The sequence below is a fragment of the Parabacteroides sp. AM08-6 genome, assembly GCF_003473295.1.
Classification (GTDB): domain Bacteria; phylum Bacteroidota; class Bacteroidia; order Bacteroidales; family Tannerellaceae; genus Parabacteroides.
On record NZ_QRMP01000018.1, the window covers coordinates 37274 to 63543 of the forward strand.

The 26270-nt window shown below is 39.6% G+C and carries 16 protein-coding genes; 9 read left to right on the plus strand and 7 right to left on the minus strand.

The window, feature by feature from the left end; all coding sequences use genetic code 11:
* Positions 1–614 precede the first annotated feature (614 nt).
* Both DW103_RS11820 and DW103_RS11825 read left to right on the plus strand, forming a co-directional pair.
* Positions 615–1400, plus strand: coding sequence for an inositol monophosphatase family protein (locus tag DW103_RS11820; RefSeq protein ID WP_122276370.1), 786 nt, complete (start codon positions 615–617; stop codon positions 1398–1400).
* A 93-nt stretch (positions 1401–1493) separates the two neighbouring features.
* Complete coding sequence (locus DW103_RS11825) at positions 1494–2057, plus strand: epoxyqueuosine reductase QueH (RefSeq protein WP_122276372.1); 564 nt, start codon at positions 1494–1496, stop codon at positions 2055–2057.
* Here DW103_RS11825 and DW103_RS11830 read toward each other — a convergent pair.
* From DW103_RS11830 to DW103_RS11850, 5 genes are all read right to left on the minus strand, one after another.
* Positions 2046–3863, minus strand: a complete 1818-nt coding sequence (locus DW103_RS11830; RefSeq protein WP_122276374.1) for a tetratricopeptide repeat protein — start codon at positions 3861–3863, stop codon at positions 2046–2048. The two genes, DW103_RS11825 and DW103_RS11830, sit on opposite strands and share 12 nt — an antisense overlap.
* Positions 3864–4347: 484 nt before the next feature.
* On the minus strand, positions 4348–7605 hold the full coding sequence (locus DW103_RS11835) for an efflux RND transporter permease subunit (RefSeq protein WP_122276376.1): 3258 nt from the start codon (positions 7603–7605) through the stop codon (positions 4348–4350).
* Between the two features lie 14 nt (positions 7606–7619).
* Positions 7620–9101, minus strand: coding sequence for a TolC family protein (locus DW103_RS11840; RefSeq protein WP_122276378.1), 1482 nt, complete (start codon positions 9099–9101; stop codon positions 7620–7622).
* Positions 9098–12202, minus strand: coding sequence for an efflux RND transporter permease subunit (locus DW103_RS11845; RefSeq protein ID WP_122276380.1), 3105 nt, complete (start codon positions 12200–12202; stop codon positions 9098–9100). Before DW103_RS11845 ends, DW103_RS11840 begins: the two co-directional genes overlap by 4 nt.
* Positions 12203–12253: 51 nt before the next feature.
* Positions 12254–13321 carry an efflux RND transporter periplasmic adaptor subunit gene (locus DW103_RS11850; RefSeq protein WP_122276382.1) on the minus strand — a complete coding sequence of 356 codons (1068 nt, stop codon included), beginning with the start codon at positions 13319–13321 and terminating at the stop codon, positions 12254–12256.
* A gap of 676 nt (positions 13322–13997) precedes the next feature.
* Between DW103_RS11850 and DW103_RS11855 the strand changes: the two genes are divergently transcribed.
* Positions 13998–14453, plus strand: coding sequence for a hypothetical protein (locus tag DW103_RS11855; protein ID WP_158576692.1), 456 nt, complete (start codon positions 13998–14000; stop codon positions 14451–14453).
* A gap of 669 nt (positions 14454–15122) precedes the next feature.
* A complete protein-coding gene (locus DW103_RS11860) occupies positions 15123–16307 on the plus strand; it encodes a 6-bladed beta-propeller (RefSeq protein ID WP_122276386.1) in 1185 nt (394 codons plus the stop codon).
* Between the two features lie 290 nt (positions 16308–16597).
* Here the strand turns inward: DW103_RS11860 and DW103_RS11865 are convergent, their stop codons facing one another.
* On the minus strand, positions 16598–17719 hold the full coding sequence (locus DW103_RS11865) for a Fic family protein (protein WP_122276388.1): 1122 nt from the start codon (positions 17717–17719) through the stop codon (positions 16598–16600).
* 13 nt (positions 17720–17732) lie between these two features.
* Positions 17733–17855, minus strand: coding sequence for a hypothetical protein (locus tag DW103_RS18595; RefSeq protein ID WP_255418460.1), 123 nt, complete (start codon positions 17853–17855; stop codon positions 17733–17735).
* Between the two features lie 330 nt (positions 17856–18185).
* On the opposite strand from DW103_RS18595, the gene DW103_RS11875 reads away from it, so the two are divergent.
* The 5 genes from DW103_RS11875 to DW103_RS11895 all read left to right on the plus strand — a co-directional run bounded on the left by DW103_RS11875 (position 18186) and on the right by DW103_RS11895 (position 26266).
* Positions 18186–19079 carry an ion transporter gene (locus tag DW103_RS11875; protein WP_122276426.1) on the plus strand — a complete coding sequence of 298 codons (894 nt, stop codon included), beginning with the start codon at positions 18186–18188 and terminating at the stop codon, positions 19077–19079.
* 89 nt (positions 19080–19168) lie between these two features.
* On the plus strand, positions 19169–19396 hold the full coding sequence (locus tag DW103_RS11880) for a hypothetical protein (protein WP_147381209.1): 228 nt from the start codon (positions 19169–19171) through the stop codon (positions 19394–19396).
* 44 nt (positions 19397–19440) lie between these two features.
* A complete protein-coding gene (trpS, locus tag DW103_RS11885) occupies positions 19441–20490 on the plus strand; it encodes a tryptophan--tRNA ligase (protein WP_122276394.1) in 1050 nt (349 codons plus the stop codon).
* 654 nt (positions 20491–21144) lie between these two features.
* Positions 21145–24282, plus strand: coding sequence for a TonB-dependent receptor (locus DW103_RS11890; RefSeq protein WP_122276396.1), 3138 nt, complete (start codon positions 21145–21147; stop codon positions 24280–24282).
* 13 nt (positions 24283–24295) lie between these two features.
* Entirely contained in the window at positions 24296–26266 is a 1971-nt protein-coding gene (locus tag DW103_RS11895; protein ID WP_122276398.1) for a RagB/SusD family nutrient uptake outer membrane protein, read from the plus strand.
* The last annotated feature ends 4 nt before the right edge of the window (positions 26267–26270 follow it).

The window sequence follows — 26270 nt, forward strand, 5'->3', positions numbered from 1 at the left end:
GTTTAGCAGTAAAGTAATAGTTGTTTCAGAAAGGTCTATTGCGTTCAACCGGGCAATTTCTTTCCCCAAGTCAATGCGATCGGCATGAAGGTATAACTTACCTACTATGCCTTTTATTTCCATGCCTTCTATCAGTGTGCCTGTGTTGACCTTTACATTTTGCAGGTCAATGGCTTCGACCAGTACTTCTTTTTTCAGCAAAGGTAAAGGACGGATGTTAACTTTAAGGCTTTGTAGTGCTAATAGGGTATCCGGAGCAGATATGACTTTTACCCCACGTACCGTTAGGTTTAGCGGGAAAGATAATCGTATTTGTTCAATCCCAATCTGCATTCCGGTTGCTTTACCGGCATATTGAGTGGCTTGTCGCACTGCAAAGTTTTGAAAGGGCGGTATATATAAAAGGACAGAAATGAGCAATACCAATACCACAGGTATCAGGCACACTATCCCTATCCGCTTCATCCAACGTCTCATTTACTATTGTGCTTTTTCGTTATATTCATAACGGTTAAACGGTATGTTTTGTTTGAGATTTATTAAACAAATATAGAAGAAAAATAGTCTTAAACCAATAAAGACTTTACATTTGTCAGAAAATAAATGAGTAGAATATGATAGACCTTGAGAATCTCTGTGAAAAAGTACAACAAATAGCCCGGAAAGCCGGTTCTTGTTTGGCAGAGGAACAGAAAAAATTTGATAGAGCCCGCGTGGAAGAAAAGGGTGCTCATAATTATGTCTCTTATGTGGATAAAGAATCCGAACGGTATCTGGTTGAAAAGCTTTCCGCATTACTGCCGGAAGCAGGTTTTATAGCTGAGGAAGGTTCGGGAAGTTTGGCGGATGAAGCCTATTGTTGGCTGATTGATCCATTGGATGGTACTTCCAATTACATTCATGATATGGCGCCTTATGCTGTTAGTATCGCTTTACGTAATAAAGAAGAATTATTACTGGGTGTTGTTTATGAGATTAGTCGGGACGAATGTTTTTATGCTTGGAAAGGTAGTAAAGCTTATTTGAATGGCCGCGAAATCCATGTGTCGACTGTCTCGTTGTTGGATAAGGCTTTTATTGCGCTTGGTTTTCCTTACGATTCAGATCGTTATCGTCCAATGGCTTTACGTTTGATTGACAAATTGTACGGTTTTGCCGGGGGAACCCGTTTGCTGGGTTCGGCAGCATCTGAAATCTGTTATATAGCTTGTGGACGTTTTGAAGCCCGTATCGAAGCCTATTTGGGGCCCTGGGATGTGGCGGCGGCCGGTTTGATTTTAATGCAGGCAGGCGGTAGATTGACGGATTTTGCAGGTGGCGATACCTGGCCTGAAGCCAAACAGGTTCTTGCCAGCAACGGTGTCTTACATGATACAATCTTGAAGTTGATTAAAGGTTAATACAGTCAAGATGCTTTTGGGAAGAAATCTTATTTTAGTCTTGTTTGTGATTAAATTTAACGGATTATATACAAATATGTAAATCAGAATAAAATGTTAGAATTGCATACACCGAACGGTGAAGATAGGGTCTTGTTGCATTCTTGTTGTGCGCCTTGTTCTTCGGCTATTATAGAATGTTTGTTGTCGAATCGGATACGGCCTACAATTTTTTATTTTAATCCTAATATTTTCCCGGAAAAAGAATATTTGATACGAAAAGCGGAAAATCTGAGATATGTAGAGAGCCTTCATCTTGACTTTATCGATGCGGATTATGACCATACTCACTGGTTGGAAACTATCAAAGGATTGGAGCGGGAGCCGGAACGTGGAGGACGTTGTCTGAAATGTTTTTATTATCGGTTAGAGGAAACCGCTTGCTATGCGGTTGCAAACGGTTTCACTCTTTTTACCACGACGCTGGCATCTTCACGCTGGAAAAACCTGGAACAGATAAATGAAGCCGGGCGTAAAGCCGCAGCCTTGTATCCGGGGACTCTTTTCTGGGAACAAAATTGGCGTAAAGGTGGATTAAGCGAACGTCGTAATGAGATTATAAAGGAATATCAGTTTTATAATCAGCAATACTGTGGCTGTGAGTTTTCATTCCGTTGATTCTTTCATGAGACGAAGGACTTCTTCTGTCATTTCTTTGGAAATACCGCTTTGTTTACAAAATTGGAGCTCTAAAATTCTACTGGCCGCCGATATACGTTTTTCCGGTTGGAAGAAATAGGGGTTGGAGTAGAGCTTCATAAGCAGAAAGTAAGCATATCCTTTTTCCGGCAGAATGTGTATTATTTGTTGTAAATATCTTTCTGCATCTTCATATTTACCGCGCGCTTCTTCATTTTGGGCTATCGCATAATAGATATTTGGCGAGGAACTCACCTTTAATGCTTGTTTCAACCAAATAGCTGCCGTATCGTATTTTTTCAATTGTGTATAACAATCGGCTCCTTCGAGTAGAAAATCCGGACGGTGTTGTAGTTCGTAATACAGGTTTGAATATTTGTCGGCTGCAATATCATAGATTTGCTTGCTGTGTAACTCTTTTAGATTTTTCCATTCTTTATATACGTTGGAACAATCTTTTTGCTCATAAAAAAGAAAAAGTGATGCTATTGCTGCTAATGCGCCTATGTATGGAATATTGGCTTGTTGTGATATTTTGTCTTGTTTGGGGTCGGTAACGCAAATAACAGTTAGAAATAACAAGATTACCCAAAAGGACGGCATTTGCAACGGGTAGGAATATATGGCAAAAACAGAAAGAGCGACAATTCCTCCGGATGCACCTATTTGCCTGTGTTTGATGCCGTAATAAAGTGAAAAAGCAAGCCACAAAATGAAGATGAGTAATCCTCCAATTCCTAACTCGAGTCCCAATTGTAAATATTCATTGTAAGCATGTACCGGGCAAACCGCATTGATTTTTTCTTTTTCAGAAGCTAAACCCGATGAAAAATAAGATGCTTGTGTCCGGGCAAATGCAGTTGAGAATCCTCCTAAGCCTGTACCTGTTAAAGGATGCTCGGTTATGGCTTTTGTCGTAACATTCCAGATAAGTAGCCGCCTGCAACCATTTTCTGCTTTGAGTGTACTTTCCCATATGGCTGCTATTCCCAGTATGAATAAGATACTCATGGAAAAAATACTGAATAGTTTGTGATGTTGCTGGAGTGTTTCTTTTGTTTTTCCCCAACCAATCATCTGCATCCATCCAACCCAGATACCTGAAATGAGAGTGGCAACCCAGGCCGGACGATTCATCCTTATTGATAAAGCTATGATAATGAGGATTACTCCCATACAGGATGTATAATATAAAAAAGTAGGAACTTCCCACCAATTTGATTTGTTACAGTTTTTGAATCGAAAGATGAGATTCAGACATACCGGAAATAATAAGGATACATATCCGGCGAAAGGTATGGAATTAACCACTTTTTGCATTAAGCTGAATAGCGGATGGGGCGTTGGTGTTTTTTCATACAGGCCGATACCTGACAGGGTTATTATTATACCGGTGAATATAATAATTGTAATGTAGAACAACCGTAGTTCCTGATGGACTTGTAAAGCAGTTCTCAGCATAAACCACAGAACGGTCAATTGTGCTAGAAATATGATTTTTTCAGGTTGCAGGTTAAGTTCTTGATTATAGGTCAATAGTACGAATCCAAATGTCATAAGCAATAGGACATCCGGCAATGAGAAAGTAAAACGGCTTGTTTTTACAGTGAACTCCGTAAAAAGAATGCTTATGGCAAATAGCAAAGATGAAAAATGAAACCAACAGACTTTTCCCATAATGGCCCCGTGGGCTAATTCAGGGTTGATGGCAAAGACTATACACAAAAGTAACATTCCACTAGTAGATAGTAGAAGAAGACGAAAATAGTTGAATAAGTTGTTCATTTTATTATATTTATTAAGTAGTAAATGATTCTCCGTCTTTATAGTAAAGCGACAGAAAATCATCTCATAGCTCGTCTGTTCTACTGTTATTAGGCAGATGACGGGAATTAGGCAAAGGCAGTTTTCCCCAAAAAGACTGTCCTTGTTTGCTACTTTTTCAACTACTGTATAAAACAGAAAGAGATGTCAATGAGTTTACCCTATTATAGGAATCAGGCTTTACCGGATTAGTTTTATGTAGTTTTAGAAGAAAAAACAGCCTCATCAAATAGTTTAGGTATAAAAACTATAGATGAATAATGCTTTCTCTTTGTAAAAACTGCCCAAAAGTAGACTTTGGTTAAAATACAAGAAAGCTTTGGCGTTGACATTTTGTTGACAATTCCGGATAAAACTGTAATAAATTAGATGTCAAATTGTTATACATGCTCAAATATAATCCTTCCGGGAATATATATGCTCTTCAATATGTATAAAAATATATTTATTGTATGGCTTTGGGTTCTTTTTTTAAAGTGAAGATAGGTAAATAAAGGAAAATTCCGAGTATAGACATAACTAGTCCTCCGATTGTTCCGGCTGCCAAGGGGAACCAAAAAGCTTCCTTATCACCTAACATAAAAGGTACAAATCCAAGGATAGTGGAAACTACAGTTAGGAAAATAGGGATTATTTTGGCACTCCAAGCTTTCAGATACGCTTTCCATGCAGGCATTAAAGGTTTTCGTAATCGTATCTGGTTATATTCGTTCAGAATATAAATACTGGCATTCACCGTAATACCGCACAACAGTACGAATGACGCGAATCCTCCTTGGTCAAAATTAAGCTTGAATAAGTAGAATGTAAGGAATACGCCTATATAAGAAATCGGAATAACGAATATGACTGCTAACGGTTGTTTCAGTGAATTGAATAGGATACTGGTGGTAAAGAAGATAATAACGATGACAAGAAATAATAAAAAATATTGCTTATTATCTTTCTTGCCCCAATACCAACTGGAACCTTCTGATTTTGCCGTATATCCCATTGGCAGTATCTTATTGAATTCTTTTAATTCCCGTTCTTGGATTTTCTGACTCTGGTTGCCTGCTCCGATATATTCATATTGGAGACAAAGACGGTATTGCTGGTTCTCTTTCGCCACTTGTTGCGGCATTTGTCCTTTCTCAACAGTAGCGAACTCGGCCAATTTATATGTTTTGCCGTTTATACTTTGAGGAATATATTGCATACTCCAAACATCATATTCTTCTGACTGCTTGGAAGAAAGTTTCAGGTTTTCCATCTCATTGTCCACTACAATTGTTCCACCGTGCATATCTTTGCCAAATACAGGGCTTAACGATGAGAATAAAGAAATCGGATGTATATTTTCCTCGGCCATTCGTGCCTTGTTGAGGTTGAAATAAAATTCCTGATAATCGTCTTTCCACCACGAAAATTCGGAGTTGATAATGACTTCCTTGATACGGCGATAGGTAAGGAGCTTCGCTTTCAGTCGCTCTGCCCATTCGTAGAGTTCATCATAATTATAACCGTACATAACGATACGGGATGAGCCTGCTCCTTCTTCGACACTATTGTTGAATCCCTGATCTTGTAACCCGTATACTGACCAGCTACCGCCTCCCAGTTCGAGTGCCTTACTGACAATTTTGCTTTTTAGCGTGTAAGGAAAACCGCTTTTTTCGCTTTCTTTTGTAAAATAAACATGTAAGCTGGCCTGTCGGGCATTGTTGATATTTGTCTGGAATTGGCGTATTTCGCTGAAAGTACTTAAATAAGCTTCCATACGCCCTATTAGGTTATTCATTTGTGAGAGTCTGGTTCCGTTGGGCAGAGAGGCTGTTATACTAAGAACGACCTCCTCATTACGGGTAAAATAGCTCCCTTCATACACCTTTTGTACAAACAGCCGAAGTGTTCCTCCGAGTGCTTTTTCCATGATAGGTTTTATTTTTTCTTTATAGACATCACTGGTTACAATCTTGTTGTAGCCATCAATAAATTTTGATTCTAAAGGTGTGTAGACCTTGTCTTTATCATTGTAGTCATATTCCAATTTTTCCGGAATAAGGAATACCGGCAAACCAAATGCCAATAATAAAATAAAACATGCCAACTTTTTCCAACGGCAAAGGATATTGATTTGCCAATGATAATATTTGTTGAAATAAACAGGATAACGCTTGAGAAAACGGTTTGCCTTTTTCTGCATGCGTGTTATTAGTCCGACTTTTGTGGTAGCAAGCTCTTCCTCTCCTTTTTTCTTGCTTTTTTTGTATTCCAATCCCATTTTGTCAATTAAAGCGGGAACTAGAAATAGGGCGATAGCGAGTGAAACTCCCAGATTGATAATTACGACGGCCGCAAAATCTTGTAAATTGAGTCGTATCCTTTCATCCAGAAAGAAAATAATAACCAATGCACCCATGGTAGTCAGGGTGGCTGTCATAATAGACAAAATAGCTTTTCTATTGTGACGGTTGCGGATATGTTCCGTCATTACAATTGTATTATCTATTACCAGACTGAGTGATATCGTCACACCGGCCAGCGAATACAATTGCATTTCAAGTCCTAACAAATAATAAATAATGACGGCTATGCAAAGATTGACGGAAAGACTGATAATAATCAGGAATAAATATTTCGTTTCCCTGGAAATCAGTAAAACAAAAAGGAGTAATATCAATATGGTCAATCCGGTACGGATATAAATTTTGTTTAATTCATTCTGTATGAATTCGGTCGCGTCATAACTGGGATGTATTTCATAACCGGAAGGCAGAATAGAACGGATATGCTCCATCTCATTTTTTACTTGCTTGGCCAATTCCAATTGATTGGCTGTTTCTTCCGCTTGTATAGACAGATAAATGGAATTAAGACCGTTTATACGGTAATAACTACTTGGGGCCTCTTCCTGGTGGGTTACTTTCAATAGTTGATCCAAACGTATTAATTTCCCGTCTTTATTTGACATTGTAATCAGGGTAGGGTCAAACATATTATTGTTGCCTGCTTCAGGAATTAAAGCTAAACGTATCCATTCCAAATGATTTTCAAACTGGACATTTCCGGTTCCCAGAAATTCTTTTTGATAATATTGATTGATTGCCGATTGTATATCGTTTACGCTGATACCCAATGATGTAAGTTGACGACTGTCATATTCCAATCGCCATTCCATTGGAGTTGCCCCGCTTACATTTATTTTGGAAATCCCTTGAATATTACTGAGACGAGGTTTTATTTGATTCTCCGCGAAACGCTGGATAAAAATAGGAGTGGCTGCAGCATTCAGGGTATAACTCATAAAAGAACGCGTAGCTCTGTTGTCTGGACGGCTCGTTTGCAGGGACGGATAACTCAAATCCTTCGGTAAGCTCGGCCATGTCTGACGGATAATGGTGGAGGCTTCGAAGCGTGCCGCATCTATATTCGTGTGTTTATCCAGTGTGAGTGTCACATATCCCCAGCCATTGCCGGACGTAGATACAATCTCCTTGATTCCTTTGATTCGTGCCAACATGGCTTCCAGACGGGAGGTGACTTCCATTTCAATCACGCGTGCCGAATTTCCCGGCATACTATAACTGACTGACATTTGCGGCAATGCACGCGATGGCGCCAATTTAATTGGCAACAACGGAATGAAAGCAATCCCCGCCAACGCCACACATAAAAATACGACGATGATGGTAAAAGAGGATATTTTAGGAGATGCACTCATGCTTATACTTTTATTTAGAGTCCGTTTTTATAGTTGAACTCGCTTGAAAGAGAAAAACCTGTTGAAAAATCATGCAAAGTAAGTTTTCTTATTTTGTAATAACTTTGCCAATAATTCCGTAACGCGGATATATAATTCCGTTGTGCTTCTTGCTGACGGTTGAGTGACAGGGTCAGACTATTAATATCCGCTTTCCCGATTATAAAACGTTGTTTTGTTTCGGCATAAGCTGTAATTGCCAAGTTTAGAGCTTCTTCGGCACTTCGAATCAAATTTTGCTGGATATTAAAGTCGCCGACAGTCATAATAACGTCTTCTTCCACGCTCAGTTCTTCCTGTTTAGCCGATATTTGTGTTACATTCAAGTTGTTTTTGGCAATATTGTGTTTACCCCGGCGTACTCCCCAGTCTATTAACGGAATGCTGACGGATACCGATACTACATCTTGTTGGAGCGGGTCCCGGTATACGTCACTGAATTTATTGGCAACTTGGTTGAAACCGATACTCGCATTTACCGAAGCGTTGAACAATGCTTCTTTTTTAGTCCTGTCTACTTGTTGTTCCGCTTCCAGTATTTGTTGGCGTAATCCCAGAAATGTCGGGTTATTTTCGCGTGCCAGCGCCAATGCTTCTTCCACCGATATTTCCATATCACGCGGACGAGACGGGAGGCGAAGGTGTATTTCAGTGTTTTTGTCGAAATTGAGATAGGAAGCAAGGCTGAACATGGCACGTTTCAACGCGATTTCCGCATTTTGCAGCGTATTACGGGCATTGACGGCATCCAATTTCAGAGTGAGCAATTCAGCACGGCTGATGGAGGCTATTTTATGACGTTCCTGTCCTGTCCAGTATAAAGTATCTGTCGATGCTACGTTCTCTTTCGCCAAATCATATTCGGCTTGTGCCATAGCTAGAGAAAAGAAATAACTGGTAGCTTGTTCGCTCAGTTGTTCTATATTATAAATAAGTTCCTTTTTCGCTTTTTCAAATTTTAGCGGTTCTATTTTCCGCTCCCATTTAAAGGGGTTGTAACCTAAAAGGCTTTGCGAATAACCGATACGGATAGGTACAGACGTATATTGGCTATAAGTGTTGTCGCCAAAGTTCCGGATATAACCCAAATCCGAATCCAAAGTGAAAGTACCACCTAACAAGTCGAAATTCTGCCTGATTTCCAGGTTTCCACCTGCATAATAAGATTGTTGTTTACGGTAAACATCGATATCGCTTTCCGAATCATATCGGCGCGTGATGTCGCGGTAATATTGTGCCGGCGTCAGATTCAACGTCATACTAGGTAAACGGTCTGCTTTGTAAGTACGGTACTGCCAGTAACCGGCCAAGAACATATTCTTACTCCGGAATGCTTCCAATGAGCTGTCCGCAGCGATTTCGATAGTTCTCTCCAGTGTAAGAGTTAGCTCTTGAGCCTGCGAAACCGCAGGAAGGCAAATCAGCCCAAAGAGTATTTGTATGAACTGCTTTTTCATATTTGTTTTGTTTTAACAACATCATGTTTGCGATAAATAAACCAGTAAACCAACGGAATAACGAACAGACTGACTGCCGTACCTATAATCATTGCCGAAATCATGGCGATAGAAAGAGGTTTTTGTAGTTCGCTACCCATATCGAATGTGAAGAGTAGCGGAACCATTCCGAAAATAGTAGTCAGAGAGGTCATAATAATAGGACGCAGACGACGACGGCCGGCTTCGTGTATTGCCTCCATCAATGGTACTCCCTCTTTTCTGAGTTCGTTAATAGCATCCAGTTTCAGAATGGAGTCATTAATGATAATACCGCAGGTTACTACGATACCGATAGCACTCATCAGGTTCATCGTATGTCCGCATACCCACAGTACTATTAAAGATGCCGCAACGTCAATCGGTATTTCCAGCAAAACAATTAATGGTTGCAAGAAACTTTCGAATTGGGATGCCAAAATGAAATACATCAATAGTATGGAAATAAACAGGATTATGACTAGTTCGTTCAACATTTGTGTGTTGGAGAAGAAGCTACCGGAAAAGTCAATATCCCAGTCTTTGTTCACTTCTTGTTTGACTTCACTCATTAGGTTCTTGGCATTTGTCACGTCATAGAAACTGAAAGGTATATATTCCCCGTTTTTACCTGCGGTAATTGTTTTCAAATCCTCTCCCGGAGTTATGCGGACTAACGACTGCAGGGGTATATATTTTGCCTTTCCGTCTTTATCGGTTCCGGCTGTACGTACCAATGTATTTTGCATTACCTCGTTTACCGTTTGTTCGTCTCCGGCTAATGCTATCGGTAAATATTGTTGATAGGAGCGGAGTGTAGCAACTTCGTTATCTCTAAAAGCTGTTTTCAGCAGGTTGTATACTTCGTTATAATTTACGTTATACAAAAGTAATTTTTGTCGGTCGATTGAAATGTTCAATTGATTTTCAAATGCAATCCCTACTGGAGCATGGCCTGTCCGCACTTTTAAGTTTTGTCCCAATTTTGATAAAGAAGAAGCGTCCGGTGCTTCTGTTTTATTATGGGTATAAAGTTCCGCAACTATATCAGCTTCTCCGGTAACAAACAGTTTTTCAAAAACTGTTTCGGGAGGAGAAAATGAGATTACTGCGTTCGGGTAATTCGTCTCCATCCATTGGGCAATCTTCTGTTGCAACGGAGAGATTTCATTTGTTTTCTCTGTCTTAAAATAGAGTTCACTTTCCGAAATGGATAGTTCTTGGTCACGGTTCAGCAGGAATTGCTGCTGGCCTACGTAAGATGTATATTCTTTTGTCTGTTTTTTTACTGAATCAAATAATTTTTGTATTCTTGCCTGATTTTCATCAATATGGATATTTTCATTCCATTCGATATGAGCGATAAGCTCATTCTGGTCGATTTCCGGCATACGGCTCTTCGGTATTTCATAAAATAGAAAAGCGCAAAGCGGAATGGTGATAGCTGTTAATATTAAAGTCGAGCTTTTATGACGGAAAATAAAATCGACTCCAGCATCATAAAAACGATCCAACGTATGTTCTTTTACCAAATTGTTGACTCGCTTGTTGAACCAAGTATGTTTAATATCCGGTATGCTATAGACTAATTTATATAATACAGGCAACAACATGATACCTGTAATATAAGAAATCAACAAACCTACCGTCACGGCAAAAGCTTGGTCATAAAAGATAGCTCCTGCGATACCGCTCATAAATACCAGCGGAACAAATACGGCTATTGTCGTAAATGTGGAACTCAACATTGGGGTTATCACTTCAGTTGTACCCTTTGCACATGCTTCTTCCAATGAATCACCGCGTGCTCTGTATTGCGTGATATTTTCCGTTACGATAATCGAACTGTCTATCATCATACCCAAAGCCAAAATTAAACCGGAAATGGAGATGATATTGAGCGACATTTTAAATAAATAGAAGAATAGGAAACTGATAACCAAGCTGACTATCATACTTAAACCGATAACTGCCGGACTTTTGATATCTCCCAGGAATAGGATTGCAACAATACAGATAAACAAGAAACCGAGTGAAAGATTTTGTTTCAGATTAGAAATCGTATAATCTAACAGTTCTGTCTGGTTTCGACTGATATTAAATTCGATGTCCGGATAAACAGATGCGAAATAGTCTGTGGCTTCTTTCAGCGCAATTTTCATGTTATCCATATTCTCATCTGCCTGCTTGATAATAGCCAAGGTCACGGCTCTTTTCCCGTTTGATAAAGAAACACCGGTCTCTTTTTCCGGGACAATTGAAATTTTGGCCAAATCTTTCAATTGGAAAAGACGGTCGCTTTTGCGTATATAAATATTCCCCACATCTTCCGCTGTTCGCAGGACTGTCGAAAATTTAATGTTGTATTCGTAGTAACCGTCGCGTACGGTCATACTCCCGGCTTCAATATTGTTGGAGGATAGAGCTGATTCTATGTCATTCAATGTCATGTTTGCCATTTCCAGCATACTCATGTCCGGCACAATTTGCAGTTGGCGTTTCAATACGCCTGTGACGTCTACCATCGCTACTTCCGGCAATTGCTCAATCCGTCGTTTAATAACCGTTTCTGCAAATTGGCAAAGTTCCAGGAAGGCTTCCTGGTTTTCATTTATCCGGCTGTCGGTTATATCTTTATCTGTATTACCTCCTTTTAGTGTCAGATTTAGGCAGAATACCGGTATATCGGTTGCACTGGCTTTGATTACCCGCGGACGTTCTATTTCGCGTGGCAGGTAATTCATCGCAGCATCAATCTTTTCATTTACTTCGATAAAAGCAAGATCCGTATTTGTCCCGAAATCGAACTTAAGGCGGACGATAGCTGCACCGTCGCGTGTCTCGCTGTGTATATCTTCCAAATTGGCAACCTGCATTAACTGTTGGCGGACGCTTTTCACTACCGTGTTTTCCAGTTCGCGTGCCGAGGTGTTTGGACCGGAGATTTGTACAGTGATTTCCGGAATTGCGATATCAGGCAACAACGATACCGGAATGGTAAAGTATGTGACCAATCCCACGATAAAGCAAGCCGTGAAAGCCATCAGTACCGCGATAGGACGTTGTAGTAAGAACTTTATCATAATAATTGAAGATTGATAGTTGTTAATTGAAAATTATGAATAATGGATATTTTAATTTTCAATTACAGAAACCGGAGCTTCATGTGCCAAATTAATATTTCCACTGGTTATCACTATATCACCTTCTTTAACTCCGTCGATAATCGTGTAACTGCTTGCATTTTCCAGTCCTGTATGGACATAATTCCAATATGCTTTGTTATCTACTAAAGTAAATACAACTTGTTTTCCGGAACGGAGTACGACTGCTTCTTTAGGTACAACCAATTGTTTTCCCAGAGAACGGTGGATACTTACGCGTACATTCATTCCTTCGAACAATTTTCCTTTATCATTGACTGCAGCTCTTACCTTGACCATCCCGTTTGCATCTACAATCGGATTTATTTCGGAAATATGTCCGTCGGTTTTGACATCCGTAAGAGCAAAAGGTGCAACTTCAACCCGGTCGCCCGTCTTTATTAAAGGTAGTTCATTTTCCAGAACGGTGAAATCGGCTTCCAGACTGTGGCTGTCGATAATCGAGCAAAAAACTTCGGATGCAGATGCTGTATTATATTGTTTAGCGAAAAGGTTCGCAACTACACCGTCGAAAGGTGCTGTCAGCACAGCGTTACGTCGTTCGTATTCTGACAACTGATAGGAGGCCAGCGCTTGGTCGTATCCGCTTTTTATCCGGGCTAGTTTCATCGTGGCTTCCGGAACTTTGGCGGAGTCTTCCAATGCGTATCCTTGTCCAATCAGCACATCTTGCAATTCCAGTTTGGCATTGTCGAACGAACTTTTAGCTTGTGCTGCTCTGTTCGTAATACGGAAAAGGGAAAGTTCTGCTAATTTTTGTCCTTTTGTAACCCGGTCGCCATTCTTTACATAGATGGCGGCAATCGGTTCCGATGATTCAAATTTAAGGTCTACATAATTATGGGCAGACAGTTTACCGTTACTAACCAGTTCATGGTTGAAATCGGTGGATTGCAGAGTCATTACCGTCACCTCGTTTTTTTCATCCGGTAAAGCCGTTTCAATCGATTCTTCTTTGGTATCTCCCTCTTTTGTCTCTCCTGAACAGGATATCATCCCGGCTAGAAATAGAATTACGAACAAATTGTAGTATCTCATATCGTTTAATTATTATCAAAGTACTTCGCAAATATACAAATTATTTGTTACGATGGCATCGTAATCTGTTTATTTCTATCAAAATTACGATTTAGTCGTATGTTATTAAACATCATTCTTTAACTTCTTTTTCGACTGTATTTGCATCTATTTGCTTGAAGAATAGGACTTTGAATGGCTAATCCGGCTTAAAATCTGCTTTATTTCTTTTTTTATTTTCTGTTTAGGTGTGTGTTTGTTTTATTTTTCAACAATTATTGCTCGTAAAAGGACGAAAAAAAGAATAGCTGGCTGTATCTGTTTGTATATGAATGATTTGGTACTAAAAGTGTCGAGAAAGATAATGATAGTGCATGTGTTTGATATGAAATTTGTATTTTTGGATGATAATAAGATTTGTGTAAAACGATTTTTCTCGATTATTATAAATTCAGAATATATGTATAGAGAAAAATATTGTAATCGGATTCATGAATGATGGAGCTATTGTTTTATGTCTGGATGCAGAACAGGGAGCCCTTCTGGAATGGATGGTAGAATAAAGTCAGATAATCGGATGAGTATGAAAAAACAAAAAATTATGGAGCAAATATTGGGAAGTGTATTAATATGTATATGGCTATTTCTTGTTCTCTTGTGTTGGATATATATTTCTCCAGGTTTATGCTTGTGGTTTGTGCTTATAAGTGGAGGGATAGCCTTTTATCTCTGGTGGAAAAGGAGGCATTCTGTTGTTTCTGAAGAATCGGAGTCTGTACCGAAAAGTGTTCTTCCTTCAAAATATGAGATTGCGGTTGACTGGACCGAACTACCCTGCAATTTATTGTTTGATGAGAAATACGGTTATCTGCGTTATGAAGAAAAGGCCGCCATACGGCTGAGCGGTAATTCTTTGCGGCTTTTTCGTAGCTTTGTGAATGCGGAAGGATATAAATTGACGTATGAAGATATTTGTATAGATGTATTGGCCCGGCCCATAAAAGGTGGCATATTGAAAGGAGATAAGAGTGTTATGTCTGCGGCGGTTTGTAGCTTGCGGGAGTCTTTGAAGTCATGCCCTTGTATACGCATAGAGGCCATTCGTGGCGTAGGCTACCAGTTATTTATCGACTTACCGGATGTATCCTTGTGATAAGTTCAGAGATGACTTTGTTTGTATTCCCTCCTAAAAGGAAACAAGCTACTGCCGTTTCCTGGAATCGTACTTATGTTTTTGAAAAATCATTCTATACTTTCTTTATTTTGTCCCGAGCAAATATAGTTTCAATATATGTGGAAAGAAAAAAGCATAATTGTAGAACTTACTTTCAATATATGTTGAATGGAATATTGACGAATGTGGTTAGGAAGAAAACCCGAAACGAGTATAAACAGAGAAGAATTTGATAAATCGCGACAAAGATAAGCAGAAAATTTGAAAGGTAGAGCAGAACGGCGCAAGATAGTTGTGAATAAATGGTTCAAGGCAAAAAGGGGAATAGATACTGAAAAACGACGTGTTGAAAGATTACGAAGTTTGCAAGTATATCCATCTGGATGAAAAGTACAGCGTGGACGTGTACAACATGGAAGTGATAATCCCTATTTCGTTCCAATGGGACACGTATTATACAAATGTATTCCGAAAATGGCTGGTATAAAAGACTTTTTCCGAGAAGAAAGAGAAATAGCCGATTTTTATATAGTGTGAAAAAGGTTTAATCTGTTGAAAAAGCATTGTATGATTCAAAAGGTGAGATATAGTATCCATTGCTTCGCCTTTTGATAAGGATTTTCCAGATATTAATAATATCTTTGTATTATGAGAAAAGTATTTTATTTAGTCTTATCACTTGTAATTGCAAGTTGTACCTCTAATAAGGAACTGCAAGAGAAACTGGCATTTATTGATGTCACCAAAGAATATCCCGAAAAAAAAATTGAGCTCACCGATATTGCGGATGTCTCTTATCTGCACCTCTATTCAAAAACTGATGATTATCTCTATAAAGGCAGCATTGATTATGTAACCGAAAACAATATTATTGTTATAGACCGCTCTCAGAACAGCGTGCTGTTTTTCTCAAAAGAGGGAAATCCTAAATCACGTTTTAACCGTAGAGGACAGGGACCGGAAGAATACAGCGATGCAGCTTCGCTAATGTATGATGAGGCAAATGATGAAGTGTTTGTTTCACCCGACTTTAGCAATCATATTATGGTCTATTCATCATTGGGTGAATTCAAAAGGAAAATAAATTTACCTCAGGTGAATGTTAACGGACAAATGGCTTTGTTCGACGATGTGTCCATATTGGTGTATGATAACACGAAATTGTGGCAATCTATCATGCAAAGCAATCCCCCAGAAGAATTTAATCTTATAGAACAAACCATTGATTCAGTTTTCTTTCTTATTTCCAAATTGGATGGTACAGTGCTGGATTATATCTCACTACCAAACAAAAATATAGATTTGAGTTATACAGATTTGAACAGTGTATTTACTGGTCAGGTGAGTTACGGACGTGTGAGAAAGTCGGCTGACGGATTACTTTTATACAATCCTGAATCCGACACCGTTTTTCATTACAGCAAAGAAAAGCATTTAACTCCATATATGCACAAAAAACCGATATTGAGCAGTCAAACCTCAATGACGGTTATGGATATCTGCATGGACGCGGGAAAATATCAGTTTATAGCGGTTTACCCTTATCGGGAAACAGGGAAATCTCCGACGCCAAAGTATTATATGCGCAACAAAGCAACAGGAGAACTGTTTCGCCAAAAAATAACTCTTTCCGATTTTGAAGGAAAAGAGTTGTATATCAATCCTCGACTTTTAAATTATTATGAACATGCATACCACTTTGAACTGGATTTTGCTGAACTCGAAGAAGCATATTACAAAAACAAGCTCAGTGGTAAACTCAAAGAACTGGTTGCTTCACTTCTTGAAGATGAGGAAAGTAATAATGTTTTTGTGTTTGCGGATTTTTATTGATAAAAACACACCTTTTGGGGTTGTTTTCAATATTGAGTGATTTATAAAAAGAGTTACAGATAAGTCTGGACTACATGAAGAGATGATATTACACGTCGTACCAAGATCAATACAACATTTTAGTAATTGCCAACAAGTCGATATAATCGCACTACATGGTTGCATCTTTGATAATGTAACCGTTGCGGATGCAGATTTTACAGGTGTACGCCAAAATCATCAACCAGAAAATGTCACAAAAAATGTCGCATGAGGAGCGGCAGACATAACGTAAAAGCAATTCACCGGGATTATTGATTTTTCTTTATTTCGTTATATAAAGCCACCCCTTTTGCTGTAAGCAGGTATTTTTGTCTTGGGTGATTAGGCTTATCTGGATATAACACTTTGAGAAAACCGGCCTCGACAGCGGGGTTTATATAGTTCTCCAAAAATGTCGGTCGATGCTTTAAGCCTATCTTCTCCATTAGACCTTTCAGAGATAATTGCTCGTTTGACAAGGTAAGCAATAAAGCGCGAACTTGTTCGGTTACTTGTACGGTAAGTTGTTCGGTACTTGTACGGTTGACATGCCACACCTGTTCTATGGGCAGTGCTTCGGGGGCATTGACTACCATATACCTATTCCGCAACTCATTGTTTTCACCCAATAACAGATTGCGAAAGAACCGCTCCAAATATTCGGAATTACGCATGATACCTTTTTGCACGTTTTGGTAGTTGGCGCGTACCAGCGCATTACGGAAATACCACGAATGATTGGCGAACAGGTCGTTTGTTACGTCAAAGCCTATAGAACGTAGATAGAGAATCGTAAAAACGGCAGTCGTCCGAGTATTTCCCTCGCCGAACGGATGGATTTGCCATAGTCCCGACACAAACTTGGCTATGTGGCTCACTAATCCGTTTCTGTCTACTTTTGAATAGTCGAACTGGCGTTCTTGTTCCAAGTCGTATTCGATAGCTTTGTGAAGATCGGGAGCGGAAACATACAGCACCGTATCACCGCGCAGTACCCATTCCTTTTTGGTAATGTTGTAATCGCGGATTTGTCCCGCAAATTTGAATACCCCATCAAAAATCCGGCGATGAATCGACGTTAGTCCGATAAGCGTAAAAGCAAAGGTTTTCTCGGTAAGAAGTCGGCGGATGTTGGTCGATGCCATATCCGCTTCGTGTATTTCCGCATCTTCGGGCGTATGTGCTATTTTCGATTGATAATAGCTACGAATAAGCTGTTCGGCTTCGTCGATTGTAATCTCGCCCTCAATATCTTTACGTGCGGTCTCAATCAAGTAGTCGGAAGGCTTCAAGCCATCGACGGCCTGCAAGCCGATTGCGGTCTGCCATGCATAACCTTTTTCTCGTTTCTGCGGTTCGCCTTGGCGTATGTATTCGTCGAAGTCCATCATACCTGTATATTATTTACTGCTCGGTTGTATCAAACATTTTTGCAAGTGAATGATATTCTGCTTTTTCGAATAGATTTATTTCGCCATTCGTTCCCATCCGAATAACATCGTTACAAGTCTTTAATCGTGCTGACATTGGCATGATAAATGTTACCATACAGTCGTAATCGGGAAGCCCATTTTGAGAGGGGAGCATAATATATTCATCTTGCACCTTACTCCAATATGCTTTATACTCGTAACTGTATTTTTCCCGAATAGATTTTTCTATTGCCGTAGTTAGAAAAAATAGAATTTCTTTCGGGGGGAGGAATTCTTTTATTACCAACAATTATCTACCTCTCTACTACATACTATCATTCAGATAGATACAAGTTTTTTAATTATTTGCGACAAAGATATGAAATATTTTATACCTTTATTGTTTTGTTATAAAATATTGTTGGTTTAGTAAATGGGAATACAAATGAAACAGGATGGAAGTTCCGTCGGCTTTTTTAAAGGAATACGGGAACGTATTCATGCTTTTTTACATGATGAGGAACTGAAGAAAAAGCTGTATGTCATTATTTTTGAGTCGGATACGCCAAAAGGGAAATTGTTTGATACCGTACTGATTGGGTTTATTATAATGAGTGTGCTTGTCGTGATTGTTGAGAGTTTGCAGACTTTTCCTGCGCAATATGGTTTGGCACTTCGTATATTAGAGTACGTGTTTACGGGATTTTTCACATTCGAATATGTGGTTCGTATCTATTGTTCTCCACAACCGCGGAAATATATATTCAGCTTTTTCGGGATAGTCGATTTATTGGCTACTTTGCCTGTTTATCTGGGCTTTTTCTTTGGTGGGACACGCTATTTGTTGGTGATACGAGCATTCCGTTTAATACGTGTTTTCAGGGTGTTCAAGTTATTTAATTTTCTGAAGGAAGGGAATTTGTTGTTGGTATCCCTCAAAGTCAGCGCTCCGAAGATTTTTGTATTTTTCTTTTTTGTCCTGATACTTGTAACCTCGATAGGTACTATTATGTATATGGTGGAAGGAACACAGCCGGGAACGGAGTTCACAAATATCCCGAATAGTATTTATTGGGCGATTGTCACGATGACAACGGTCGGGTATGGGGATATTACTCCTGTTACACCTGTCGGACGGTTTATTTCCGCGATTGTGATGTTGATAGGCTATACGATTATTGCGGTGCCTACGGGTATCGTGTCGGCAACGATGGTAGACCAGCACCGGAAAAAGAGAGATGCAAAATGCCCTCAATGCGGGAAAAGCGGTCATGATGCGTTGGCAGAGTATTGCAAGCATTGCGGTGCAAAATTGCCGGCGATAATAGAGAAAGAATAAGACTGTTCCCGGTAAGTAAATAGCCTGTGTATGGTTGTGGTTTGTTTGTTCTTTTGTATATCTTTGTGGTCTATAAAATGGTTATTGTTATGAAAAATACATCAATGGGGAAACATCTGTTGACCGGAATTGCAACTTTGGTGCTTACATTTATTTTTGCGGGTGGAATATATCTGGTGTCGCGTTCGGGTGATAATCATGTTCTGCTTTCAATCGTATTGGGTATTACCTGGGTTGTGGCACTGATACTTCTTTTTTCGACGGTTTACAACCGCAAGCGGCAGGGGCGTATCGTGATAAACAAACATTCCAAATAATATTATTATCTTTGCCCTCGTTTGAAATAAATGAATAATTAAAAATGGAAACAGTAGTAAGTGGCATTCGTCCAACCGGTAATTTGCATCTGGGGAATTACTTCGGAGCAGTAAAGAGTTTTTTGCAAATGCAGTATGAATATAATTGTTATTTCTTTATTGCTGATTGGCACTCGTTGACTACACATCCGCATCCCGATAATATCCGCAATAGCGTAAAGACTATCTTGGCCGAATATCTGGCCTGCGGTATCGATCCTGAAAAAGCAACTATCTATATACAGAGTGATGTGCGCGAAGTAGCCGAACTATATTTGTATCTGAATATGAATGCCGGTATCGGCGAGTTGATGCGTACCACTTCTTTTAAAGATAAGGCTCGCAAACAGCTCCATATCGATGCTGCCGACAGTGACGGAGATATGGAAAAAGAAATATTCAATGAAGGAAACAAGCATAGTGTGAGTGCAGGATTGTTGACTTATCCGACTTTGATGGCGGCTGATATTATTATTCATAAGGCCGTGAAAGTGCCTGTAGGAAAAGACCAGGAACAGAATATGGAGATGGCACGCCGCTTTGCCCGTCGCTTCAATTCGACGTTCGGTGTGGAATTTTTCCCGGAACCGGCTTCATTCTATTATTCAAACAAAGCTGTGAAAGTGCCGGGCTTGGATGGTTCCGGTAAGATGGGTAAGAGCGAAGGAAATGCCATCTATTTGATTGACGATGAAAAAACAATTAAGAAAAAGGTCATGAAAGCTGTTACGGATGCCGGTCCAACGGAACCGAACAGTGTGAAGCCGGAACCGATTGCAAATTTGTTTACAATGATGGATATCGTTTCGACGAAAGACACCTATGATTTCTTCAATGAAAAATACAACAATTGTGAAATCCGTTATGGAGATATGAAAAAACAGTTGGCGGAAGATATCAATAATTTCTGTGCTCCGATACGTGAACGTATTTTGGATATCCGTGCAAACGATGAATATATGACGAAGGTCGCTCGCATGGGGGCTGAAAAAGCCAGTGAGAGTGCTGCGAAAACTCTTCGCGAGGTACGTGAAATTATCGGTTTTCGCGGTTGATTTCTCTAATAATCAACTTCCTATAGAGTAGAAATAATTGCATACGAAAGTAAGCCGGTGTTTTGATTGTTGGTCTTTTTGGACCGGATGAATCAAAATACCGGCGACTTTATATCCTCTTGATTGTGAAAACATGTATATTCCTTTTGTCGATAACTCGGTTTGTTAAGTTGTTTTCCGTTTTGTTTTAGTTCCCCTGATTTTTGCGTACTGAGTTTTATTTGTCTGTCTGTCTTTATCTTGCGCTTTTTGTTAATATTTCGAAATGAATTTATTTGTATCGAAAATGCCGTAGTTCTTGCAGAACTATGTCGTAATCGTAAAAACCTATGAATTAGCTATTTGTTCTGAAAGTTGTTTTTGGTGGATTAGAGTAAAAATCAAATAATCCCTGTTTAGTTCAAATATATGTTACGCATCTATGTTAAAGTATGCTACCAAAAGTTACCACAACTCTCAAAAGTAAAAAATAATACATAAATTTGTTCCCAATCTATAAATAAAATGAAGGCAGACATAGTTCTGCAAGAACTAAGAACAAAAAAGTCATTAACAAAAAAGGAATGCCTATGGAGTAATTATTCAAATTTCGCTTATCTGATAAGCTTTTCATTAAACAAAAGAACGTAATTCTTAAATTTAAAAAATTAATTTATGAAATTAGCACATTGCAAATTATGTGTTTTACTGTGCTGTTTTACTGCGACATCGGCTCTCACATATGCAAACAGTGGCAGTAAAGGTGTAAGCATGGAAATTACACAACAAAAAAAACAAGTACATGGAAAAGTCCTTGATGAGACAGGTGAACCGTTGGCCGGTGCTACTGTTCAGATAAAAGGTGCGACAAGTGGTGCCATTACAGATGGCGATGGTAATTTTTCCGGTCTTTCTGTTAAAGAATCGGATGTTCTACAAATTGGTTATATCGGATACGAACAGTTGGAAGTAGCTGTAAAAGGAAAAACCGAATTGATAGTCACATTGAAACCCAATGTGGAAGCATTGGAAGAAGTAGTCGTTGCGGCATTTGCCAAACAAAAGAAAGAATCGGTTGTTGCTTCCATCGAATCTGTTAAACCATCTGACTTGAAGGTTCCTTCCAGTAACTTAACCACCTCTCTGGCTGGTCGTGTGGCTGGTCTTATTTCTTATCAACGTAGTGGTGAACCGGGCAAGGATAATGCAACCTTCTTTATCCGTGGTGTAACTACTTTCGGTTACGCACAAAGTCCTTTGATTTTGTTGGATGGTTTTGAAGTGTCAGCGAATGATTTGGCACAGGTGGAACCCGATAATATCGAACAATTTTCTATTTTGAAAGATGCTACAGCTGCAGCTCTTTATGGTTCGAAAGGTGCCAACGGAGTAATCTCGGTTACGACAAAACAAGGGAAAGAGGGTTCTTTAACCGTTTCTTTCCGGCATGAATCTAAAATTTCAGCACCTACACATATTCCGAATATGGTGGATGGTGTATCTTATATGAGATTGTATAATGAAGCTCAATATAATGACAACCCTATTGTCTCTCCACGCTATAGCGCGCAGAAAATACAAAATACACTGTCAGGCTTGAACCCGATGGTTTATCCGAATATAGATTGGTATGGGGAAATGTTTAAAGACTTCACTTATAACCAGCATTATACGTTGAATGCCAGTGGTGGTGGTAAAGTCGTACGTTACTATATGGCTGTCAGCTATGATAATGATACGGGTATATTGAAAGAAAACCGGACGAACAATTTTAAGAACAATATCAATATCGACCGGTTTAACATTTTGGCGAAGGTGAATATCAATCTTACACGTACGACACGTGCCGAGGTGAATATCAATTCCGTATTCAGAAATTATACCGGTCCGTTTGATGAAGCGACCGATATCTTTAAGAGCGTTATGGCCGGTAACCCGGTAGAATTCCCTAAGTTTTATGAGCCGGACGAACAGTTTGCCGGAGTAAAACATATCCTGTTCGGGTCTGACCCGTCAAGAGCGTTGACTAACCCCTATGCACAGATGGTACGTGGTTATAAAGACGGTTTTGAAAGTACAGTGACTTCCCAGTTTACTTTGGAACAGGACTTGGATTTTATCACACGTGGATTGATGTTCCGTGGAAAGGCTTCTATTGCCAATTATAGCGCTTACGAAAGTAAACGTAGTTACGACCCGTATTTGTATTCATTGGATACTTACGATGAATTTACCAATACTTACAAATTGGGTATGGTACATGAAGGTACGGATGTGTTGGGAAATCCAGCAACAACGCGACAGGCCAATAGCCAGACATATTATGAGTTAGGCTTCCACTATAATAACACATTTAATGATGTGCATGATTTTGGTGCCGTAGCTATTTATACGCAGGAGGAAGATAAAAATACCAATGGCGGTTCTACTATTCAGGAAACGCTTCCGGCACGTAATCAAGGTATACGCGGACGTGTCAATTATGCGTTCGATGGTCGATATATGGCTGAAGTTTCTTTGACATACAACGGTTCTGAAAAATTCGATAAATCAAAACGTTGGGGTCTTTTCCCGGCTATCGGTGTCGGATATATGATGTCAAATGAAAAATATTGGAAACCGTTGGAAAGCGTCCTTCCTAAATTCAAATTGAAATATTCATGGGGAAAGGTGGGGAACGATGAAATAGCGAGTGCTTCAGACCGTTTCTTCTTCTTATCCGATATTTCTTTCGGAGGTGACGGGTATCGTTGGGGTAACACCTTTACCAATGTTTATGGCGGTTACAATATATCCCGTTATGCCAATCCTTATATCCAATGGGAGATATCGGAAAAGCAGAATATGGGAGCTGAATTCAACCTGTTTAATTTGGCGGATTTGCAAATAGAATACTTTACTGAAAACCGTTCCAAAATCTATATGCAACGTCAGGATTTACCCCCTTCGATGGGTTTGGCTGCCGGTGTAGGTATATATGGTAACTTGGGTGAAGTAAAATCGAGAGGTGTCGATGCGTCCATCGATATCAAGAAAAATATCAATAAAGATTTGTATGTAACCGGACGTTTCAACTTTACGTATGCTCATGGTGAATATGTAGTAGCTTCGGAACCGATATATGAAAATACTCCTTGGAGAAGTAAAATCGGATATCCGGTGACACAAAGCTGGGGATATATAGCCGAACGTTTATTCATTGACGAAAACGATGTGGCTAATTCTCCGACACAAAGTTTCAGTACGACACAAGCTGGAGATATCAAATATAAAGATATCAATGGCGACGGGAAAATATCCAATGACGATTTAGTTCCGTTAGGTTATCCGACAACTCCTGAAATCAACTACGGTTTCGGTTTCTCCATCGGTTATAAAAATTGGGATTTGTCTGCTTTCTTCCAGGGACAGGACCGTGTGTCATTCTTTATCAACTCGGGAGCTATTGCACCGTTTACGGGTTATCGCAATGCTCTGCAAGTGATAGCTGACGATCACTGGAGTGCTGATAATCCTGTTGCAAATACATTCTGGCCCCGTCTTTCAGCCGGCAACAACTCAAACAATACTCAGCAATCGACTTGGTGGTTGCGCAATGGTGCGTTTGTCCGTTTGAAAACACTTGAAGTCGGTTATTCTTTGAGCGACCGTCTCATTAAGAAGACTCCTCTTAAATTATGTCGTGTCTATTTCTCAGGTTCCAACTTGTTCCAGATTTCAAAATTTGACCTTTGGGATCCTGAAATGGGTAGCGATGGATTGGGATATCCGCTGCAACGCGTATATAGCTTAGGTTTACAAGTAACATTCTAAATTAATGTGATTTATGAAGAAATTATATATAAAACTATCTTTGGTTGTTGCCGTCATGTTCGGTTTTACCAATTGTAGCGACTATCTCGATATTGTTCCCGATAATACTGTCGATTTGAATAGTATATTTGAGACGAAAGACAAGGCTTATAACGCTTTAGCTGATGCCTATTCGTTTATGCCGGATTTCGAAAGATTCCACCAATCGATGTCGTTGGCCGGTGACGAATGGCTGGGACGTCTGGATTCGGAAGTTGCTAATGGACGTGGTAATTGTCGTGGAACCAAATTGATGCGCGGATGGAACAATTCTTCCGATCCTATTCTCGGATATTGGGGAGGATACGGCGGAGCTAAAAATTTGTATGAAGGCATTCGCAGTTGTAATATTTTCCTGAACGGGCTTGGGGATATTCCTAATTTATCGGACGAAGAACGGGCGGACTGGATTGCACAGGTGAAGATATTGAAAGCGTATTATCATTTTTACCTGCTTCGCTTGTATGGCCCGATTATTATCATGGATAAAAACTTTGAGCCTTCGGATGATATTAACTCCATTCGCCAGCCGCGTAAACCGGTGGAAGAATGTTTCCAGTATATCTTGGGATTGATTAACGAGGTCTTATACAATGAAGACGGTTCTGAAAAAGAAGATTTGTTCAATACAAGAAGTGTCATCTTTTACGGACAGATTGACCGTGTAATAGCCAAGGCTATCAAAGCTAAAATATTACTTTACCGGGCAAGTCCGTTTTTCAATGGAAACAGTGAATTTTACAGCAATTTTAAAGATGAAACTGGTGAACCGTTCTTCCCGCAGACTTATGATAAAGAGAAATGGAAAGAAGCGTTGGATGCTTTAGATATCGCAATCAAAGCAGCGGAAGCAGAGGGTAAGAAACTGTATACTTATAATAAACAAGTTAAATTCTGGGATCAGGCAGACTGGGATAAATCGGAAATCATGCATTATTGTTATAATAACCGCTTCTCCATTAATGATCCTTGGAACGATGAACTTGTTTGGGGATATTCCAATCTTATTTATACAGACCAGGGTTCGTTCTCGCATGCCTCTAATTTGCGTGGAGATCCTGATTTGCCTAATACGGCAGAATTTTCTTGGCAGTGGCTTGGCGGAACTTATCGTATGACCGAATTATTCTATACGAAAAATGGAGTGCCGATGGATGAAGATAAGACGTATCCGTATGAGAATCGTTTCGATTTTACTACTATTCCCGACGATAACTACCATTTGGGATATATGCAAGCCGGTGAACAAACAATCAAAATGCACTTGAATCGCGAACCACGCTTTTATGCATGGATGGCTGTCGACAGATGTATCTGGCGTAGCTACGATACACGTGTTTATACGAAAATGCGTAGCGGTGAATGGCCCGGCGGACGTCAAGTGCATGCTACCGACTATTATTGGACAGGTATAGCCGTTAAAAAGTATGTGCATCCGGAATCCAGAAGTGCCAACTGGCAACGTGTCGTGAGCTTCCCGTTCCCGATTATCCGTATGGCAGACCTTTATTTGAGCTATGCGGAAGCTTATAATGAATATTACGGACCGGATCAGAAGGTGTATGATAAATTGAATGCGGTTCGGGCACGGGCAGGACTTACCCGTCCGATTGAACAGCTATGGAACGATGCTTCTATTGTGCGTACACCGGGTAAGCATTTGACGCAGGACGGTTTGCGGAGCATTATTCATACAGAACGAATGATTGAATTGTCTTTTGAAGGACAACGTTACTATGATATTTGCCGTTGGAAACGTGCCGACGAGTTCTTTAATAAGCCAATTCAAGGATGGTATGCTCCGGATGGAAAAACACTTGAAGATTTCTTCGTTCTTACTACTTGGCAACAACGGACATGGAGTAGCCCTAAAAGTTATTTAATGCCGATTTGTGATGATGAGATCAACAAAAATCCGAAGGTCGTACAGAACCCTGGTTATTAATTGT

What these genes read in the sequence shown, in the direction of transcription:
- DW103_RS11835 (WP_122276376.1), bottom strand. Translation starts at nt 7,605, where the DNA reads ATGAGTGCATCTCCTAAAATATCCTCTTTTACCATCATCGTCGTATTT.
- DW103_RS11890 (WP_122276396.1), top strand. Translation starts at nt 21,145, where the DNA reads ATGAAATTAGCACATTGCAAATTATGTGTTTTACTGTGCTGTTTTACT.
- DW103_RS18595 (WP_255418460.1), bottom strand. Translation starts at nt 17,855, where the DNA reads ATGTCAGCACGATTAAAGACTTGTAACGATGTTATTCGGATGGGAACG.
- DW103_RS11895 (WP_122276398.1), top strand. Translation starts at nt 24,296, where the DNA reads ATGAAGAAATTATATATAAAACTATCTTTGGTTGTTGCCGTCATGTTC.
- DW103_RS11830 (WP_122276374.1), bottom strand. Translation starts at nt 3,863, where the DNA reads ATGAACAACTTATTCAACTATTTTCGTCTTCTTCTACTATCTACTAGT.
- trpS (WP_122276394.1), top strand. Translation starts at nt 19,441, where the DNA reads ATGGAAACAGTAGTAAGTGGCATTCGTCCAACCGGTAATTTGCATCTG.
- DW103_RS11860 (WP_122276386.1), top strand. Translation starts at nt 15,123, where the DNA reads ATGAGAAAAGTATTTTATTTAGTCTTATCACTTGTAATTGCAAGTTGT.
- DW103_RS11825 (WP_122276372.1), top strand. Translation starts at nt 1,494, where the DNA reads ATGTTAGAATTGCATACACCGAACGGTGAAGATAGGGTCTTGTTGCAT.
- DW103_RS11865 (WP_122276388.1), bottom strand. Translation starts at nt 17,719, where the DNA reads ATGATGGACTTCGACGAATACATACGCCAAGGCGAACCGCAGAAACGA.
- DW103_RS11820 (WP_122276370.1), top strand. Translation starts at nt 615, where the DNA reads ATGATAGACCTTGAGAATCTCTGTGAAAAAGTACAACAAATAGCCCGG.
- DW103_RS11875 (WP_122276426.1), top strand. Translation starts at nt 18,186, where the DNA reads ATGAAACAGGATGGAAGTTCCGTCGGCTTTTTTAAAGGAATACGGGAA.
- DW103_RS11845 (WP_122276380.1), bottom strand. Translation starts at nt 12,202, where the DNA reads ATGATAAAGTTCTTACTACAACGTCCTATCGCGGTACTGATGGCTTTC.
- DW103_RS11840 (WP_122276378.1), bottom strand. Translation starts at nt 9,101, where the DNA reads ATGAAAAAGCAGTTCATACAAATACTCTTTGGGCTGATTTGCCTTCCT.
- DW103_RS11850 (WP_122276382.1), bottom strand. Translation starts at nt 13,321, where the DNA reads ATGAGATACTACAATTTGTTCGTAATTCTATTTCTAGCCGGGATGATA.
- DW103_RS11880 (WP_147381209.1), top strand. Translation starts at nt 19,169, where the DNA reads ATGAAAAATACATCAATGGGGAAACATCTGTTGACCGGAATTGCAACT.